18 protein-coding genes are annotated in these 18,638 nt (G+C 35.4%); all 18 read right to left on the bottom strand.

The genetic code is table 11. The features are described 5' to 3' along the window. Positions 1-202 precede the first annotated feature (202 nt). The 18 genes from K0H81_RS12965 to rfbB all read right to left on the bottom strand — a co-directional run bounded on the left by K0H81_RS12965 (position 203) and on the right by rfbB (position 18,556). Entirely contained in the window at positions 203-1,207 is a 1,005-nt protein-coding gene (locus K0H81_RS12965; RefSeq protein ID WP_220058584.1) for an NAD-dependent epimerase, read from the bottom strand. 14 nt (positions 1,208-1,221) lie between these two features. Continuing rightward, entirely contained in the window at positions 1,222-2,388 is a 1,167-nt protein-coding gene (locus K0H81_RS12970; protein ID WP_220058585.1) for a nucleotide sugar dehydrogenase, read from the bottom strand. Between the two features lie 377 nt (positions 2,389-2,765). After that, positions 2,766-3,839: a DUF1972 domain-containing protein gene (locus K0H81_RS12975; protein WP_220058586.1), complete on the bottom strand. Its 1,074-nt coding sequence runs from the start codon at positions 3,837-3,839 to the stop codon at positions 2,766-2,768. Positions 3,840-3,847: 8 nt separating this feature from the next. Then, positions 3,848-5,590, bottom strand: coding sequence for an asparagine synthetase B family protein (locus K0H81_RS12980; protein ID WP_220058587.1), 1,743 nt, complete (start codon positions 5,588-5,590; stop codon positions 3,848-3,850). Beyond that, the gene (locus tag K0H81_RS12985) at positions 5,590-6,792 is read right to left on the bottom strand and encodes an O-antigen ligase family protein (protein ID WP_220058588.1); all 1,203 of its coding nucleotides are present in this window, start codon (positions 6,790-6,792) and stop codon (positions 5,590-5,592) included. The genes K0H81_RS12980 and K0H81_RS12985 overlap by 1 nt, the downstream gene beginning before the upstream one ends. Then, the gene (locus K0H81_RS12990; RefSeq protein WP_220058589.1) at positions 6,779-7,732 is read right to left on the bottom strand and encodes a glycosyltransferase; all 954 of its coding nucleotides are present in this window, start codon (positions 7,730-7,732) and stop codon (positions 6,779-6,781) included. Before K0H81_RS12990 ends, K0H81_RS12985 begins: the two co-directional genes overlap by 14 nt. Then, a complete protein-coding gene (locus K0H81_RS12995) occupies positions 7,707-8,648 on the bottom strand; it encodes a polysaccharide pyruvyl transferase family protein (RefSeq protein ID WP_220058590.1) in 942 nt (313 codons plus the stop codon). Before K0H81_RS12995 ends, K0H81_RS12990 begins: the two co-directional genes overlap by 26 nt. Continuing rightward, positions 8,620-9,645 carry a glycosyltransferase gene (locus K0H81_RS13000; RefSeq protein WP_220058591.1) on the bottom strand — a complete coding sequence of 342 codons (1,026 nt, stop codon included), beginning with the start codon at positions 9,643-9,645 and terminating at the stop codon, positions 8,620-8,622. Before K0H81_RS13000 ends, K0H81_RS12995 begins: the two co-directional genes overlap by 29 nt. Before the next feature lie 7 nt (positions 9,646-9,652). Further along, the gene (locus K0H81_RS13005; RefSeq protein ID WP_350354820.1) at positions 9,653-10,480 is read right to left on the bottom strand and encodes a glycosyltransferase family 2 protein; all 828 of its coding nucleotides are present in this window, start codon (positions 10,478-10,480) and stop codon (positions 9,653-9,655) included. Continuing rightward, entirely contained in the window at positions 10,477-11,712 is a 1,236-nt protein-coding gene (locus tag K0H81_RS13010) for an MATE family efflux transporter (RefSeq protein ID WP_220058593.1), read from the bottom strand. Before K0H81_RS13010 ends, K0H81_RS13005 begins: the two co-directional genes overlap by 4 nt. Further along, positions 11,709-12,224, bottom strand: coding sequence for an LbetaH domain-containing protein (locus tag K0H81_RS13015; protein WP_220058594.1), 516 nt, complete (start codon positions 12,222-12,224; stop codon positions 11,709-11,711). The genes K0H81_RS13010 and K0H81_RS13015 overlap by 4 nt, the downstream gene beginning before the upstream one ends. A gap of 229 nt (positions 12,225-12,453) precedes the next feature. Then, positions 12,454-13,557, bottom strand: a complete 1,104-nt coding sequence (locus K0H81_RS13020) for a DegT/DnrJ/EryC1/StrS family aminotransferase (RefSeq protein WP_220058595.1) — start codon at positions 13,555-13,557, stop codon at positions 12,454-12,456. Then, positions 13,554-14,741, bottom strand: coding sequence for a formyltransferase family protein (locus tag K0H81_RS13025; RefSeq protein WP_220058596.1), 1,188 nt, complete (start codon positions 14,739-14,741; stop codon positions 13,554-13,556). Before K0H81_RS13025 ends, K0H81_RS13020 begins: the two co-directional genes overlap by 4 nt. After that, on the bottom strand, positions 14,742-15,146 hold the full coding sequence (locus tag K0H81_RS13030) for a sugar 3,4-ketoisomerase (RefSeq protein ID WP_220058597.1): 405 nt from the start codon (positions 15,144-15,146) through the stop codon (positions 14,742-14,744). Positions 15,147-15,156: 10 nt separating this feature from the next. Then, a complete protein-coding gene (rfbC, locus tag K0H81_RS13035; RefSeq protein ID WP_220058598.1) occupies positions 15,157-15,705 on the bottom strand; it encodes a dTDP-4-dehydrorhamnose 3,5-epimerase in 549 nt (182 codons plus the stop codon). Further along, positions 15,702-16,574: a dTDP-4-dehydrorhamnose reductase gene (gene rfbD / locus K0H81_RS13040; RefSeq protein ID WP_220058599.1), complete on the bottom strand. Its 873-nt coding sequence runs from the start codon at positions 16,572-16,574 to the stop codon at positions 15,702-15,704. Before rfbD ends, rfbC begins: the two co-directional genes overlap by 4 nt. A 9-nt stretch (positions 16,575-16,583) precedes the next feature. After that, a complete protein-coding gene (gene rfbA, locus K0H81_RS13045) occupies positions 16,584-17,459 on the bottom strand; it encodes a glucose-1-phosphate thymidylyltransferase RfbA (RefSeq protein ID WP_220058600.1) in 876 nt (291 codons plus the stop codon). Next, positions 17,459-18,556 carry a dTDP-glucose 4,6-dehydratase gene (rfbB, locus tag K0H81_RS13050; RefSeq protein WP_220058601.1) on the bottom strand — a complete coding sequence of 366 codons (1,098 nt, stop codon included), beginning with the start codon at positions 18,554-18,556 and terminating at the stop codon, positions 17,459-17,461. The genes rfbA and rfbB overlap by 1 nt, the downstream gene beginning before the upstream one ends. Positions 18,557-18,638: the final 82 nt, after the last annotated feature.

Consider the following 18,638-nt stretch of genomic DNA (forward strand, 5'->3'; position numbering starts at 1 on the left):
AAGTCTAACAAAATAATCAAGTACCGGTGATTTGCACAAAAAATGAGACAGTCTTGAGAATCTGTCTCAAAACCGTCTCATTCGTTCGGCATCCCCTTGATTAATGGCCACAAAACAGGCTAAATCGAATAGCCTTGACTATCGGTTTAGAGTTGAAATTGATTTCATCAACAAGGTTTCGTCAAGCTGTTACAGGCTGATTTTACTTTTGGTAAAAGTCTTTATACCACTTCACAAACTCAGCAACGCCTTCTTTGACTGTAACTTTCGACTTATAACCCGTCGCTTCAAATAAGTCATTAACCTCTGCATAGGTTTGATAAACATCACCAGGCTGCATTTCACGGAAATTTTTCTTCGCTTCAATGCCTAATTCATCTTCTATAGCTTTTACAAAGTCCATTAGATTAATTGGAGAGCCGTGCCCAATGTTATAAACCGCATAAGGAGCTGAACTACTTGCTGGAGAACCTGCTTCAACGGTCCAGCTCGAATCCCGAATAGGGATCACATCAGCAATGCGCACAACCCCTTCAACGATATCGTCTACATGAGTAAAGTCTCGCCACATATCACCATTGTTGTTGATATCAATCGTATCACCATCTAGTATTTTCTTAGTGAAAATAAAGGGCGCCATATCAGGTCTACCCCAGCTGCCGTAAACAGTAAAAAAACGCAGACCAGTTGTAGGAATATCGTACAAGTGCGAGTAACTATGAGCCATCAACTCATTCGATTTCTTGGTCGCCGCATAAAGCGAAACCGGATGGTCAACAGAATCTGATGTGGCAAATGGGGTTTTAGCATTTAAACCGTAAACAGAGCTAGAGGAAGCATAGATAAGATGCTTGACCTTGGTTTGACGACATCCTTCAAGAATATTTAGATGACCTACGAGGTTAGAATCTGCATATGCGTGAGGGTTTTGAATGGAGTAACGCACCCCCGCTTGTGCGGCAAGATGAACAACTCTATCAAACTGCTCCTGCTCAAATAAATTTGCTATCTCATCTCTTTGCGCAATATCTAATTGAACAAAGCGAAACGCTTCATGCTTTATACGCTCAAGGCGTGCATGTTTAAGATTAACTTCATAGTAATTATTGATATTATCAATACCAACAACATCATGTCCGGCTTTGGTGAGTTTTTCAACGACTGCGCTACCGATAAAACCAGCTGCACCGGTTACTAAATACTTCATTCTTTAATCCTATATTAATCCGAGCCAAACAAGTCACGGGTATAAACCTTATGCTCAACATCGCGGATCTCATCTACCATGCGGTTAGAAACAATCACATCACAAATTGATTTAAACTCGTCTAACGATTTAATCACTTTGGAATGGAAAAACTCGTCTTCCTGTAACACCGGCTCATAAACCACAACCTCAATCCCTTTTGCCTTTAAACGTTTCATGATCCCTTGAATACTAGAGGCGCGGAAGTTGTCTGAGCCCGCCTTCATGATTAACCGGTAAATACCGACCACTTTAGGTTGACGTTTCAAAATTGACTCGGCAATGAAATCTTTACGAGTACGGTTAGCATCTACAATCGCGCCAATAATGTTATTGGGCACATCTTGGTAATTGGCTAACAGTTGCTTGGTATCTTTAGGCAGACAATAACCTCCATAACCAAATGAAGGGTTGTTATAGTGATCGCCAATACGTGGATCTAATCCGACTCCTTCAATAATTTGACGAGCGTCTAACCCGTGAGCTTCGGCATAAGAGTCCAACTCATTGAAATAAGCAACGCGCATCGCAAGATAGGTGTTCGAAAATAACTTTACCGCTTCTGCTTCTGTCGATTCGGTAAACAGCACTGGAATATCCTGTTTCTTAGCCCCTTCAAGCAACAAATTAGCAAAGATTTTGGCTCGCTCAGAACGTTCACCCACAATGATGCGCGATGGATATAAGTTATCAAACAGCGCTTTACCTTCACGCAAAAACTCAGGCGAGAAGATAATATTGTCACAGCTTAACTCTTGCTTAATTCGGTCGGTATACCCAACAGGAACAGTAGATTTGATCACCATCACTGCATTGGGATTAATAGCCATCACGTCTTTAATCACGGACTCAACAGAAGCGGTATTAAAGTAGTTGGTTTTAACGTCATAATCGGTTGGGGTTGCGATCACCACATAACTCGCGCCTTGATACGCTTTCTCTTTGTCCAACGTCGCAACAAAATTGAGTGATTTGGTTGCTAAAAAATGTTCAATCTCATCGTCCACAATTGGCGACTGTTTATTATTTAACAGTTCAACTTTATCTTTTATGATATCAACAGCAACCACATTATGGTGTTGCGATAATAACATGGCGTTAGAAAGGCCAACATAGCCTGTTCCCGCAACTGCAATTTTCATAATATAAACTCTACAAATTAAAATAAATAACAAAACATTTTAGAGCGCGAACGAAATGTCAGTAAAAAGCGCATCAAGTGTTAAGCATCTATTTATCAAAACGATCCGTGCATTTACCATTTAAATAGTAAACATTCAAAAAACATGCTCCCAGGAAACTAAAAAATGTTCAGAACAGGCATTTATATCGATTAAGCATAAGCCACACATTAACACAATTAACAAAACATTTACCATTCAGTTTTTATCATAAAAATAGACTAAGGAGAATCTTCAACTACAAAAACAAAACAAAAATTCATATTACTTAAATAACAAAAGGTATAATTTTCTGAGTGATATTATTCATAGCTTTAAAATATAAAACTTATAAACATTCAATTCAAACATAAAAGCGAAAAATATCTATCGCCAATTCGACTCCACGTATAATGAATGCCAGCAATATCTTTCATACGCAACCCTACTTTTAACACCTCTAATTTATCAAATTCGTTTAGAATATTTAACAAATCTGCCGAGCTATGAAAATACAACGCATCATTACACGTCGTGTAACCATTAAAGTTACATTGATATGCCACAATTGGAATTCCAAAATGCATCATCTCAACCAATGAAGGATTAGTACCTCCAGCAGAATGTCCATGAATATAAACACAAGCCTTCGAACGGATTGTCTTTAATATTCCAGTGTCATATATAGGATCCAAAAGAGTTATATTTGAAAAGCCCTTATACTTTAATTTAGTTGTTGAACCAAACTCTGAAGAGCTCCAGTTACCAACGAAAACCAAATCAAAGTCTGATTTAGAAAACGCTTCTAAAATCATCTCAACATTATTTTCAGGTTCTATTCGACAAAGCGCTAAAGCAAACCTATCGGGTAAAGCGCCACTAAATGGCTTTGGTTCTATGTTGACTGCTTGATCACCACCGTAGGAAATTACTTGACAATCATAATCATATGTTTCTTTAACGTAATCTTTGATACCTTGATTATCTGCGATGATATCATGAGAAAACTTAACAGCACAATATTCTGAAAATCTCAAAAAATATTTAGCTATTCCCTTCCATTTGTCACGCTTCCACTCTATACCATCAATGTTTGTGACAATTTTGACATTAGAAATAAGTCGAATGATCGGCAAAATTAAAGCACCTGACACACCTAACAGCAAAATTACGTCATTTCGTCTAAACACAGCAGAAAACAACGAGACAATATCATATAAGACACTTTGAACTCCATTCGCGCCGATTGGAATATATAACAATCTGGCATTTTTATAGTGGTTAACATTAGGGTTCTTACCACTACAATATACGGATAAATCAACATTCACGTCATTTTTATCTGCATAATCAACCAGATTCTGAGCTAAAGTTTCAAAACCACCATATGAAGCCGGAACTCCAACTGTACCTAAAATAGCAACCTTCTTCATTAAAAACCTCAAAGACACCTTTTATTTATTTGCAACCAAGACTGTAAAACAATATAAAACCATAAAGCCTGACAAGCTTTAAAAGAATCAGGTTTCAAACTAAAGAAAAGCTTTTTATAGTGCTCGGAACGTTGTGTATCACCATCTGATGCTAACAACTCGAAAAGTCGATTACGTAGACCTCCGTTTAACCAACAATAAACAGGAGAAATGAATCCCTGTTTCGGTGTATTGAACGAATCACTTCCGGAAAAATAACTAGCAATATATTTACGAATCAATTGCTTTCCGTACAAATTTCTTTTCTCGCTATCACACATTTCACTAGAGTATCTCCTAGATAAAAACGGAGTTCTAGCCTCAATGGAATTTACCATTGTAAGTCTATCAGTTTTTACTAAGAGGCCTTCAGGAAGATTAAAATCAAAATCGAAGCATTGAGCCTTTGAAAAATATTCTTCTTCATTTGAAAATTGTAAATTAGGAAAAAGAGAATCACTATAAAGGTAATTAACACGTTGATATGCATATGGATTGCTGGTAAAAACTTTATACCTAAAAAGTTCATCGCCCGCGACAGACAGCAACAACTTACATACGGAGTTAACATCCGTTATGCCTAATCGCCCTAAAATACTATATAAAAATTTTGAGCCTGGTAAAAAATTCAACCGATTGTACAAGGAATACATTTCATAACCGGCAAACTTCTCATCACCACCATCACCTGTTAGAACTACTTTAACGCTTTTCGCAGCTTCCTTAGCGAGAATATAAAATGGCAGCCCAGCTTGATCTCCGATTGGTTGATCCATTTGAGAAATATACTCAACGAAATACTCTTCAACTCGCGAGTCATCAAAATTAACAATATTAGACTTAAAACCTAAAGCATTAGCTACTCTAATTGCTTTATGACTTTCATCTATTCTTGGGTCATCAAAAGCAAGTGTAAACGTCGATATATCAACTTCGCAGTTCTTTAATGCGACTGCGACACTCGTTGAATCTACTCCCCCGGAAAGCAAAAGCCCGCAAGGAACATCAGCCTCACTTATTCGTCGAACTTGTTCTTCAAAAATGGTACTGAACAAAAAATTTCTTTCTAAAGGTCTTACTAAAGTACTACTAAAGTCGCTAATTGTTATTTGATTGCCCGAATATGAGTATAATTTACCGGGTTTTACTGAACTTAACCCGCCTACGGTATTTTTCGACTGAGATAATCTACCTGTATTTAAAAAGTCAACCTCAGACGAAAATGGTTTCGAATCATCGAAGGACAAAAAGCTTGAACTAATATGAAGAGAATTCTCGCCCAACAAATAGTATAACGGTTTTTCTCCGAATACATCCCGAGCAAAAAATAACTTAGACTCCAAATTATCGTAAAGAACAAATGCATATGGGCCATCAAAATACTCTAAAGATTTGGAAATACCGAATTTGGAAACAAACTCTACAAAAACCCTTGTATCAGACTGGTAGTCTGTACCAAGATAACGCTTTGACAAACTGCGAAAATTGTATATTTCACCGTTGAAAACGATTACGTAGCGTTTACAATATGAACGCATCGGTTGCTTCCCTTGCAAACCTAAACCATTAATAGCCAATCTAGCATGGCCAAATCTAAGTTTTGATGTAATAGCTAACTCTGAATGAGCGTCTTTACCCCGAAACTTTATTCTTTCAAATGATTTGTCAAATACAGTTTTGTCTAAATTATAAGTCGCCACTAAACCACACATTAATTAATATCCCTTAGCCCTTTACGCATACCCACTACTATCCAAAAAGAAAAATAACTTACTGGGTTATATAAAAAAGGAGTTCCAAGCATCTGAGCAAAAGCAAAAAACACCATGGAATAATCTAACCAATTTAACTCACGTATTTTATTATATCTAGAAGACAATCTAAAAATTGCAATAAAAAATAAAAAAGCTCCAATAAAACCTAGTTCTGCAATTAATTGTACAACATGAGAGTCAATGAGAAAAGATCGCCCTAGTTCCTTTGCATTTGGTTCCAACCCATAAACATGATTAACTTTATATGAAAAATAATAGGGACTATAAGCGTTCTCAGCTCCTGGACTACCCCAAGAAGAAATGCCAGTCCCTAATGGAAAGGAATCTCGAGCAATTTTAAATGCACCTAAAGCCAACGCTCCTCTTCCTACAGAGTCCAAATTGCTGCTAGAATAATCAACAGCAATAGCTTGGAAACGAGTAACAAGTTGACTATTACTTACACTGATAGAAAACCCTAGAGTTACCAACAAAATAATTGCTATAGATTTATTTTTCTTGTGAATATAAATAAACCACACAAATATCGAAAGTAGAATAGCCAGCCTTGCATAAGATGTAAGCAATCCCAAAAACAATATTATCGCATAGAGTTTATATACAAATCTTCCACTTACTGTCATCTTATAGATTGAAAGAATAAAACAGAAAAGTGTAAAAGATATTTGAGGAACGATACTACCAATAATGCCAGTTTGAACTCTCAAAAAAGCGATATCTGAATTAACGTCAGGCGCTACTGCCCCAAACAGCAATCCAAAAACAAAGCTAAACATGACATTTAAAACGCCAATAATAATTACTAAATTAATATAAGACTCATAGAAAATGATGCCTTTCAATTTAGACAATTTAAGCCCAACCATATAAAAAAGGAAGGGACAGATATATAAATAATAGTTAAAGAAATAGTTTAAAATAGAAGCGTTTGTAACAGAGGTTATAGTATTTACCGTTAAAACCAACGATAGAAATACAACTACTAAGAAAGTTTCTTTATTAACAACTAAACCATTTTTTATTAAAAATACTAAAAGTACACAAACCACAATCACATGGTCTATTGAAGATGGTAAAAAACTTATCCCGGAGATAATAACCGATACAATTAATAGTAGGTTAATTTTATAAACTGTCATAAATACTAGATAGCTTCAATGCAACTTCATCTATACTCAAGTTGCCATTAGAAATTAACTGCCGACCATCACGATTCAACTTCTTGTCTAATGTTAAAACACTATATACAACATCACATATATCATCCACATTAGATGAATCAACTACTCTATAATAACCGCTCTTTAAACTGGAAAACATATGGGACACATTCCCTACGTTTCTTGAAACTACAGGTACATTTAATGCCATCGCCTCTTTGACCGAATTGGGCGAACCTTCATAATCAGAGCAAAGAAGATGAACATCTGATAATTTTAAATTTTCTAAGTATTCCCTTCTGCTTAACCCGCTTGCTACAAACCTTTCAACTTTAATAGAATACTTATCTTCTAACCTATTGCAAACTTGTAAAAATAAATCATATCTTTTCTGACTTCTTAGAATATTTTTTGATGATACAAAAAATATTCTATATTCAGAACTTTCTCTAACATCATTTTCAGAAATGTTATAAAACAAATCTGTGTTAACCCCATTAGGTAAATATACCTCCTTTGGATCTTTTCCTATTGGATTTGATTTAAATATATATCTATTAGAAAAAGCAACGCCGATTTTACAAAGTAAAAGTCTAACCCAAGGATAAGCATTAAACTTTACTTCATTTTCAAACTCATTTAGAAAAGACAATATAACCTTTTTCCTAAATAAAACGAGCCAAGGTATGGAAACAAGTAGGCTAAACAAATGATGGCAGTGAACGATATCCGCCTTTTTTATAGAATCAACACTAGGGTACTTAAAATATTCCAGCCGTCCTTTCTCTCTCGCATTAATAAAATGAACCTTGTTTACACAATAAGGATGCAAGCTATCGATTTGTTCTTTTACAAAAATTCCGTAGTCTGGTTGTTTGTCGGTAGGATAACAATTAGTTACGTGTAAAATATTTTTCATATACTTCTTTCAATAAGTTATTATGGTAGCTAGGGGTCTGTTTAAGAAAATACATGCTGGAACAGGATAGTTTTTCGCTAATAGGCAAAATTTCAACTTGCAGCCCTAAAATGTGAGCTATAATAGCAACATGCATACGAGTACAGTATGCTTTGTCTGCAGTTTTTATTTGATGAACAACTTTTTGCAATGTAACTTGCTCTCGGCTTTTCACTCCGTCATCGTACGTAGAAAAAACTAATTTATAATTAGGATTAGTTTCTTTAATCAAATTTAGTGCTTCTTGGTACTGTTCGAGTGAAAGGTAGCTACTTTCACCCTTTTTTATGTAGTATTCAACCACGTTCTTATCAATTGGGTTAATTACTGCACCTTCAACAATTACATTTTTCGGCACCTCATCACTAGAATGCACTCTTAACAAATTTGATTTTTTAAATGCAAATGCCATGTCAGTACCAAGATCAACTGTATGAGAACTAAAATTAGCATCGAAATTTTTCTTACTAATTGGGTCCCTTAGCACCACCAAACTAGATTTTAACATTAAAGAGTATACTACCCTCTCTAATAGACTATAACTACCACTACAACCAACAGAAAAAAAAGAAACATTAACTTTATAATATTTTGCGACAATCCACCATAAAAAAATGTTTTTATAAAAATAATTATTCCCATGAATAAGCTGTCCGCCGCAAAACACTAAATCAGTGCTCTTCTTCAAACATTGACTTGCATAGTAAATTCTTCGATATAATTTTACAAAAAAATTACTACTAGTTTCTTTTAAATCCCTAAACGATAAGTCACATAAACTATGCCGGTGATTTGAAAATAAAAATTTTGCGCCTTCACCTATTAATTGATCTCCAATATTATCAGAGCTACTTTCGCATACTAAAGTTACGTTCATATAAATACTCATTAAATATTTTGTGATTATTACTATCTCGATTGTATCTAAGGAAATCATCCTTCAATAAACTGGGGGATACAAACTCAATATAACGAACCCCACATTCTTTGAAAAACTCACATATGGCTGAACTAGGGTATGTGATTGGGATTAAACCAACAAAAGCCGCTTCCGCATACACAATTCCAAAAGACTCAACTTCATCAGGAAGTAAAATAAAAAAATCCTTCCCGCACATTATATCTATGACTTCATCATTGGGAAGACGTCCGTAAAAAACAACATCTAGAAAATTAGATTTATGCCGATGTACATACTCGGATAACTCATGAAGAAATTCACCATCTCCAATAACATGCCATCTTATGGAGCAACTGGATGAGCATTCATTCAATACCTCAAAGACATTCAAGAGCCCCTTTGTCTTCTCAATTCTTGCAACAGTAACAATATCAATGGTCCCATCTTCCCCAGACTCAATTGAATTATAGGCATTTAACTTTACATTTAAAAGTTGCGACACAGGATATTCGACAATATAATTTTTTATCGTTTTACTTACTGCTTTCTCAACCCTATTTAAAAAATGTCTAGAAGGTACAGATACAATTTTCGTTTCAAAAAGCAACTTCACAAATAAAGTTTTAAAACCAATCACTCTTCTTAACAAGGACTGATTATTCAAAACATATTCAATTTCGGAACCATGTAAATTCAACCTATCGAGAGTAACTTCCCGCAAAGATAACTTAGCTGAAACAGATAAGAGATACGCCATAACCTCATCGTTAACTTCGATATAATTAGCAAATTTTAAAACCTTAATTATCTTAATTATAACAAACAGATACTCAAGATAGCTAATTACACGATGTTTTCCTCTATAACTAAAAGTAATCACCTTATCAAACTTACATTGAGATTGACGGTTAGAAGCAACGATACCAGCTCCTCCACATTTATCCCCAAACTCCGAACTCAACAATACCTTCACGAAAATCTCACTTTCTAAAAACCAAAACCAGTAATCTATAGTAGCAATTTAACAATAATCGTTTGACGATATATCCAATAGATATTGAATAAAGAGTTAACTTTCTCAACGAACTCGTCTCAACAAGCTTTATATCTTTATTCATTTGAGAAAATATGGGGTAGAGTTTAATCTTGGAGATATTACCAATTGCGCTCAAAGCACTTGGATGTCTTCGATAGAATAATACCCTGCTACTAGAAATATAGACTTCACCGGAGTTTAGCATTCGCCAAAGAGTAGTGGTATCTTCCGTACCAAGTCCCGAAGATAACTCTCCAAACTGTCTATATTTGCGCAAGTCGAAAACTCGTGAAGCAGCACTAGGACGAACATTTCCAACAATGAAATCCTTTAATCCCCATTTAAAGTAAATTGGACTTTCTGTTTCATCATAGGTTTTTCCGTCAAATTTTTCACCACATACGTCATTATAACCAAGACATGATGGTTGCCCGAGTTTTTGTATATCTCGCTTTACTGTCTCGACTCTCTCAGGAAGACTTATATCATCACCAGCTTGAACAATAACATAATCAGTATTTAAACTAGAAAGCACTAAGTTCCAGTGCCCGACTAAACCCAAATTCACTTTATTCTTACGGATATCAACTTTCTTAAATACAGACTTCAACCTAGACTCATACTTGAGTAATTCTTGGAAAGTTCCATCAGTCGAGCAATCGTCGGACAAAACTAATTCACAATCACTATCAGTTTGTGAAAGCAATCCTAACACCAACTCTTCCACAAATTTTTTTTGATTGTACAAAAACACACAAATCGAAAACCTCACTCCAAAACCCTCAAAGAAATTATTATAATAGCGACAACGATATATATATAGTCAGGCTTACTCAAACTTATATCTCTAGAGGTAACAAACCTCAAGAACATTGCATTCAATAACGCAGAAACTATAAAAGCAACCTCTATTGACATGCCACCTTGAAACATAAAAACAAAAAACAACAAAGGAAGAGTAAATGACAATTCTGAAACTATGTAAACAGAACCTTTTCCTTGAGCGGTAACTCTCAAACCAAATGCAAAAGAGTAACCTTTAATTGCTGCATAAACCCCAGCAAAAAGCAGCGACGAACCATATTTGATGAAGGAGTCATCATAAAGAGTTTTTAATATTAAATCCGAAAAGAAAAAAAGGGTTAATAGGTAAAAAAGTATAAATACCGAGCACAAGTTAACTATTGATAGAACAGGTTTAGCATCGCCGACCTTTCTTATTATTTCACCCAAATATTGCTGACTTAACCCCAGGAAAATAACTGAAGTATAAGTTGCACCAAATGTCCAAAAGATATTAAAACTAGCTAACTGAGCAGGGATATTATCATCAAAACTAGCTCTCACAAAATACAGTGCTGATGACACCATAAACCCCATCAAAGATACTACAAGTCCAAACTTTAAAACTTCAGCATAGCTAGTTTCAGTAGTGCATTTATAGTTCACATCGCCTCGACCGCTAATGACAGTTGTATAAGACAGAAAAATAAGCGCGATAAGATTTAATGTAAGTATTGAATACAAAAAACCATTAATACCATAATATGGAATTGTATTGTAAGCAACGATCAAACTAACCACACCAGAAACAATGTTGGATAATGAAATAAATTCCACTTTGTTTCTGGCCTGTAAAACTGCCTTCAAATAATAAGAAGTGGCATTCATACCCAAAATAATCATGAGCAGCACAATTATTTCTTCATTTAGATATCTTGTATCCTGTAACAAAGAAAAAATTAAACAAGCCGCCATCCCCAAGGAGACCTGAATTAAGAAAGGTCTCCAGAAATATATTTCTTTAGTATTCTTATGTGCTCGAACAAGGCCACTATTAGCACCTAATGTAGCAAAGACCAAATATAAATCAAGAAGCCCGTTGATATACCCTTGAGAGGCAATGCCGAAATCACCAACATTTATGGCTAAAAGCTTAATCCTTACAATGGATGCAAAAAATAAAAATAGATTACTACCTATTGATAAAATAGCATGTTTCATCTGACAACTGAACCAGCAGGAACAACGGTTCCGGGCAAAATATTAGAACCTTTCAAGATAATAACATTATTGCCAATAAAACTACCCTCCCCAATAATTACAGCTCCCGAGTTTATTTTAGCATTACTTTTCCCACGCCTTTCAACATTTAAGTCGTGAAAATTTGAGTCAACTATTTGCACATTCAAACCAATTAAAACATTGTCCTCTATCAATACATCAACAACTGATATACAAGAAAAGTTATTATTTATCTTAACGTTATTACCTATTTTTATTTTAGAGTCAATCTCGCGAGCCTCTAAATAGCAGTAAGAACTATAAAAATAAGGAGAGTCAATACATCCAATTTCAACACCTCGCCCAATAGATATCTGTCCTTTACCTCTTGTTAGCAACCCTTGAACTAAATAAAATTTACCAGCCTTGCTGTACTTTAAATTACTAAGAAATTTACAAAGAACAACATTAATTTTTTTCAACATCTTATTAAAAATGTAGTTAATCATCATGAAAAACATTCCATTAGACTATAACATTACAGTTTTACAATCATCATTAGAACCTGATTATCTTACTATAGCACTAAATCATTGATACGCTCCCGGAAATGATTCCACAAAGCAAACAGGCTCTTAATAACAATGTAATTATTTGGGAAGCAATAGCTATAACGCATATAAATTCAAAATATCATATACACTCTAGCTCGTCGCCTGAAAAGTTAGTTTACTCTCCCGTTTATAATGAAAACCCATTAATTGCAGCTATAATATAGTCAACATCTGAGCCGGACATTATTGGTGAAATAGGTAAAGACAATACTTCATCATGAATCCTTTCCGTTAAAGGAAGTGATTTCATATTAAAATCTTGATACGCTCTTTGCTTATGAGGCGCGGTTGGATAATGAACTAATGTCTGAATGTTATTCTTTGAAAAATGCTCTGTTAATTCCTTTCTATACTTAGTTCGTACTACATACAGATGCCATACATGACCTTCATCATAATCACATCGTGGCAATTCGACTAAGCTGGAATTTATTTCAGAGGTAAATCTTTGAGCAACAATTCTTCTTTTTTTAATCTCATCGTTAAGATATTTAAGCTTAACCTTTAAGCAAGCAGCTTGCATTTCATCTAAGCGACTATTAACGCCTTTATACTTATTTTTATATTTTTCATGCGATCCATAATTACGTAAAGCCCTTAAAACTTCATAGAGTTGTTGATCATCTGTCGTTACAGCACCAGCATCCCCTAAAGCTCCTAAGTTCTTGCCAGGATAGAAGCTAAATGCACCTGCACTTCCCCATGAACCAGCCATTTTCCCTTCTAAACTTGCACCATGTGCTTGGGCACAGTCTTCTAATACCAGTAAATTATACTCTTCGGCTAGCCCCATTATCTCCTTCATTGGTGAAATTTGACCATAAAGATGAACAGGCAATATTACTTTAGTCTTTGGAGTAATATTGCTTCTAATACTTTCTACACTTAAATTGAAAGTTTGAGGGTCAGGCTCAACAAGAACTGGTTTCAAATTGTTTTCAGTAATGGCAAGAATTGAAGCAATATATGTATTAGCTTGAACTATCACCTCATCACCATCTTTTAATTTCCCTATCTCTTTCCATGCCCTTAATGTAAGGGTTAAGGCATCTAATCCATTAGCAACTCCAATGGCCCATTTGCTGCCACAATAATTTGCGAAATCTTTTTCGAAACTACTTAACTCATGGCCCAATATGTACCAACCTGAGTCTATTACACGAGCACATGCTTCTTTGAGCTCATTTTGATATTGTTTATTAATCGCTTTTAAATCTAAAAATGGGATCATAAAAATTTTCTCATAAAACTAATTGACGCTGCATCTGATGTTTTTTCTACATAGTCAAATACGTTTAAACCACTAAGGTCCGTTAATTCTGGATTAGCGCCCATCCCAACCAATTTCTCAAGAAAATTGGAATCATTATTTTTCAGCGCAAAATCTTTAGCATACATAAAAACAGTAGTTCCTTTATAATTAGAATCATTAATATCAGCCCCCATGGAAACCAAGTACTCAACAATATCTAATTGACCATTGTAAGCGGCAACAATAATTGGACTCCAACCATTCTCATCTTTTTCATTAACATTAAACTGATTAACCAAACTCTTTGTTCGTATTAAGTCACCTTCCCGGCAAGACAACAACAAATCATCAAACACATCTTTATAGACTTTTAAATCATAATCCACTGTCGAAATAATAAAATAAAGCTCTCCATCTACGACAGTGCCAGCTGAATTCAAACTTTTACTACCTAATATTTCACATCCAAACACTTTGCAGCCACCAATTTCCGGCAATTGATAATCTCTAAATGTAAATGCATTTATTTTATTTGATATTTCAAAAGCTGTTTGCTTTAAGTCTATGTCAATGTCACTATAGTCTATAGATTTCCTTGAATAGTAACTAGAATCATACGCATCTTGTTTCTTGCCTGTTAACTTACCAGCTACGATTTCATCTATATGCTCAACAATTAACTTAGTACCACTAACAATATATTTCTCATACAAACTTTTAGCTGTTTCACCTTTTTGTATGGCAATACATTCTTGGTATATAATATCGCCAGTATCGATTCCTTTATCGATATAGTGGAATGTAACTCCAGATTGAGATTCACCATTAATAATCGGCCATGCCGAAGTGTACATCCCTTTATAAGATGGTAGTTTTGAAAAGTGAATATTATAAACACGATTATGGCTAAAGCTTTTAGGGTTGACGATTTTATCATATTCCAAAGAAATAAAAATAGCATTACTCAAGCAGTATGCTTCAGTTAATGTTAATTCTTTAATGGAACTTTCTGAACAATATTTTTTAAAAGAACGTTGAAACCCATCTACTCCATAATCATTCGCATTAAAAACCGCATAGTATTGAAAACTAGGATACTTAAACTTCATAGCTTCCAATACGTCAATAGCTATGTTATTTTTTCCTGCAATGACAATATTCACTTACTTACCTTTTACTAATTCAACAAAATCTTCATATCTACGAACATAGTCGCTTTCGTCATAAAAATCATCTGCTAAAACCATCAAAACACAATCAGTAGAGAAGTCGTACATTTCATGCCATTGCATTGGATTTATAAGTAAACCTCGACTCGGTGAAGATAAAGTAACATGTTTAACACTTACTCCATCATCCATTTTAATGGTACAACTTCCTTTAACACATATGGCCATCTGTCTTAATTTTTTATGCGCGTGAAAACCACGCACAACACCTACCTTGGTATCAAATATGTAATAAACTCTCTTTATAATGAACGGTATATTTTTTTCTTGTTCTAGGGATATTAGCCCACCTCTCAAATCGCCCAACACATCAAACTCTATCGTTTCAACTAGTGACATCACTTATCCTCTATAATTTCTTCATGGCATCATGAAACGAACTTGCTTCTTTATCTTTACTCGAAAGTATCGGGGGCATTGAAATTGGCCATACAATACCTAAATCACTATCATTCCATATAATATTTAGTTCAGCTTCAGCATTGTAATAATCAGTACATTTATATACGAAATCTGCTTCATCACTTATGACATAAAAACCATGAGCGAAGCCTTCTGGCATCCATAGTTGACGCCTATTAGTACTAGACAAATACACTCCTACCCAATGGCCAAATGACGGTGAATTTTTTCTAATATCAACCGCAACATCAAATACTTCACCTTGTGCTACACGTACCAATTTACCTTGAGTATTACCGGTTTGATAATGCAAACCTCGCAAAATACCCTTTTTAGATTTAGAGTGGTTATCTTGTACAAATCGTGTCGGCTTACCTGTAACTTTTTCTTCAAACTCCTTCTGATTCCATGTTTCCATAAAGAAACCGCGTTCATCACCAAATACTGTAGGTTCAATAATTTTAACATCAGGGATACTTGTATCGATAACATTCATATTTGATACTCTTTAATTTTTGTTAACGCATATTGCCAATCACTTGGTTTAATACCAAAAACTTTTTCAATCTTATGACAATCTAATTGCGAATTAGTTGGTCTTTTAGCTGGTGTAGGATATTGATGTGTGTCAATTGACTTTAACTTGGGTACTTTTTCCAACACCTTTTGCTTAAAAGCCTGAGTAAAAATCGTATCAGCAAATTGATACCAATTAACATGAGGCATACCTGAAAAATGATAAATGCCCCATGCTTCTTTCCCTACATGGCATTGTAAAGCAATATTGGTCAAAGCTGCAGCAATATCACCTGCATACGTGGGGCCACCAAACTGATCGCCAACTATACTTAATGCATCACTTTCTTGACCGAGACGAAGCATTGTTTTGACGAAGTTATTACCATGTTCGCAAAATACCCATGCAGTTCGAAGAATGATATGCTTGGCACAAGCTTTTATAACGGCTTGCTCACCAGCTAATTTACTTGCGCCATATACACCTTGAGGGTTTGTAATATCATCTTCATTGTACAAGCCATCTTTATTGCCTTCAAATACATAATCTGTCGATATATGTATAATTGATGCACCAATAGACTGAGCTGCATGAGCCAAATACCTTGGTCCATCACAATTTACTTTATATGATAAATCTTGCTCCAATTCGGCTCGGTCCACAGACGTATATGCTGCAGCATTGATAATAACATCCGGCTTAAAGGTATTAACCGTATCAAATACATCCTGCTCTTTAGTAATATCTAATTCTTGGGCACCTAAAGCTAAAACTTCAGCATTACCTTGTAACTGTTCAACTAAACAATGACCTACCTGTCCATTGCTTCCTGTGACTAATACTTTCATGATAACTCGTTATTTACCAGACCTTGTAGCTAGCATATGTAAATACTGACCATAGTCGTTTTTCATCATGGGCTCAGCAATGCGCAATAAATCTTCTTCGTTTAACCAGTCCTGTTGATATGCAATTTCTTCTAAACAAGCAACCTTTAAACCTTGCACATGCTCCAAAGTTTGAACAAATGAGGCTGCTTCATGTAAGCTTTCATGAGTGCCAGTGTCTAACCATGCAAAACCACGACCTAATAGTTCTACATTTAAAGAGCCATCATTAAGATACATTTCATTGAGCGTGGTAATTTCTAACTCTCCACGTTCAGAAGGTTTAACCTGTTTTGCCAATTCGACAACACGGTTATCGTAGAAATACAAACCTGTTACTGCATAGTTGGACTTAGGATTTTGTGGTTTTTCCTCTATAGAGACAGCGCGCATATCGTCATCAAACTCTACCACACCAAAACGCTCTGGGTCTTTCACCTGATATCCAAATATCGTCGCCCCCTGCTCACGATTAGCCGCTTTTAATAGCATTCTAGTGAAAGATTGACCATAAAAAATATTGTCTCCTAACACTAAACAGCAACTATTATCACCTATAAAATCTTCGCCAATAATAAAGGCTTGTGCTAAACCATCAGGACTTTCTTGAATGGCATAATCAAGATTAATCCCGTAATCACTACCATCACCTAATAGCCGTTTAAAGCTTTCGTTATCTTCAGGAGTAGTAATGATTAAAATGTCACGAATACCGGCCAGCATCAGCGTTGACAAAGGATAATAAATCATTGGTTTATCGTAAATGGGTAATAATTGTTTTGAAACACCACGTGTTAATGGGTATAAACGTGTTCCGGAGCCTCCAGCCAATACAATCCCTTTCATTACTTACTACCTACCTGTGAGCTACTAATTACGCCTAAACGTTCTCTTTGATAAGAGCCATCTTGCACTCGTTGACTCCAAATCTGATTATCAAGATACCATCGCACGGTCTTACGCAGACCAGTTTCAAAGGTCTCTTCAGGTTCCCAATTTAACTCTTTGCTCATTTTAGTGGCGTCAATCGCATAGCGACGGTCATGACCTGGACGATCTGTTACATAGGTAATTTGTTCTGCGTAGGGAGCATCTTTAGGCATTAGCTCATCTAAAATGGCACAGATCGTTTGTACTACTTCTAGGTTTTGTTTTTCATTGTGACCGCCAATGTTATACGTTTCGCCAATCACACCTTCAGTAACCACCTTATATAGCGCACGAGCATGATCTTCTACATAAAGCCAATCACGGATCTGATCACCTTTGCCATAAATAGGCAAAGGCTTGCCTTCCAATGCGTTTAGAATCACTAGAGGAATAAGTTTTTCAGGGAAGTGGTAAGGCCCATAATTATTTGAGCAATTGGTCACGATTGTTGGCAAACCGTACGTGCGTAACCAAGCGCGAACAAGGTGATCGCTCGATGCTTTAGATGCTGAATAAGGACTGCTTGGCGCATAAGAAGTAGTTTCTGTAAATAGCGTCAACTCGTCTGAACTTTGCACTTCATCTGGATGAGGTAAGTCACCATAAACCTCATCAGTAGAAATATGATGAAAGCGAAAAGCGAACTTTTTATCTGCAGGTAATTCATTCCAATATGCACGAGTCGCTTCAAGAAGGGTGTATGTTCCAACAATGTTGGTTTGAATAAAATCAGTAGGACCTGTTATTGAACGGTCCACATGCGACTCTGCCGCCAGGTGCATTACAGCATCAGGCTTGTGCTCATTAAAGACTCGATCTAGTTCAGCTCGGTCACAGATATCAACTTGTTCAAAAGCATATCTATCATTTTTCTCTACGCTTATAAGTGACTCAAGATTACCAGCATAAGTTAACTTGTCGACATTAATTATACTATCTTGAGTGTTGTTGATTATATGACGAACAACCGCAGAGCCAATAAATCCGGCCCCACCTGTGACTAGAATTTTCATTTTTTACTACCAAATTTGATGAGTTTAGCCATACTCAATGGCTATTTAGGAATGATAAATTTTGAGAAATTTCGCTATCACA

Source organism: Shewanella halotolerans, from assembly GCF_019457535.1.
Classification (GTDB): domain Bacteria; phylum Pseudomonadota; class Gammaproteobacteria; order Enterobacterales; family Shewanellaceae; genus Shewanella; species Shewanella halotolerans.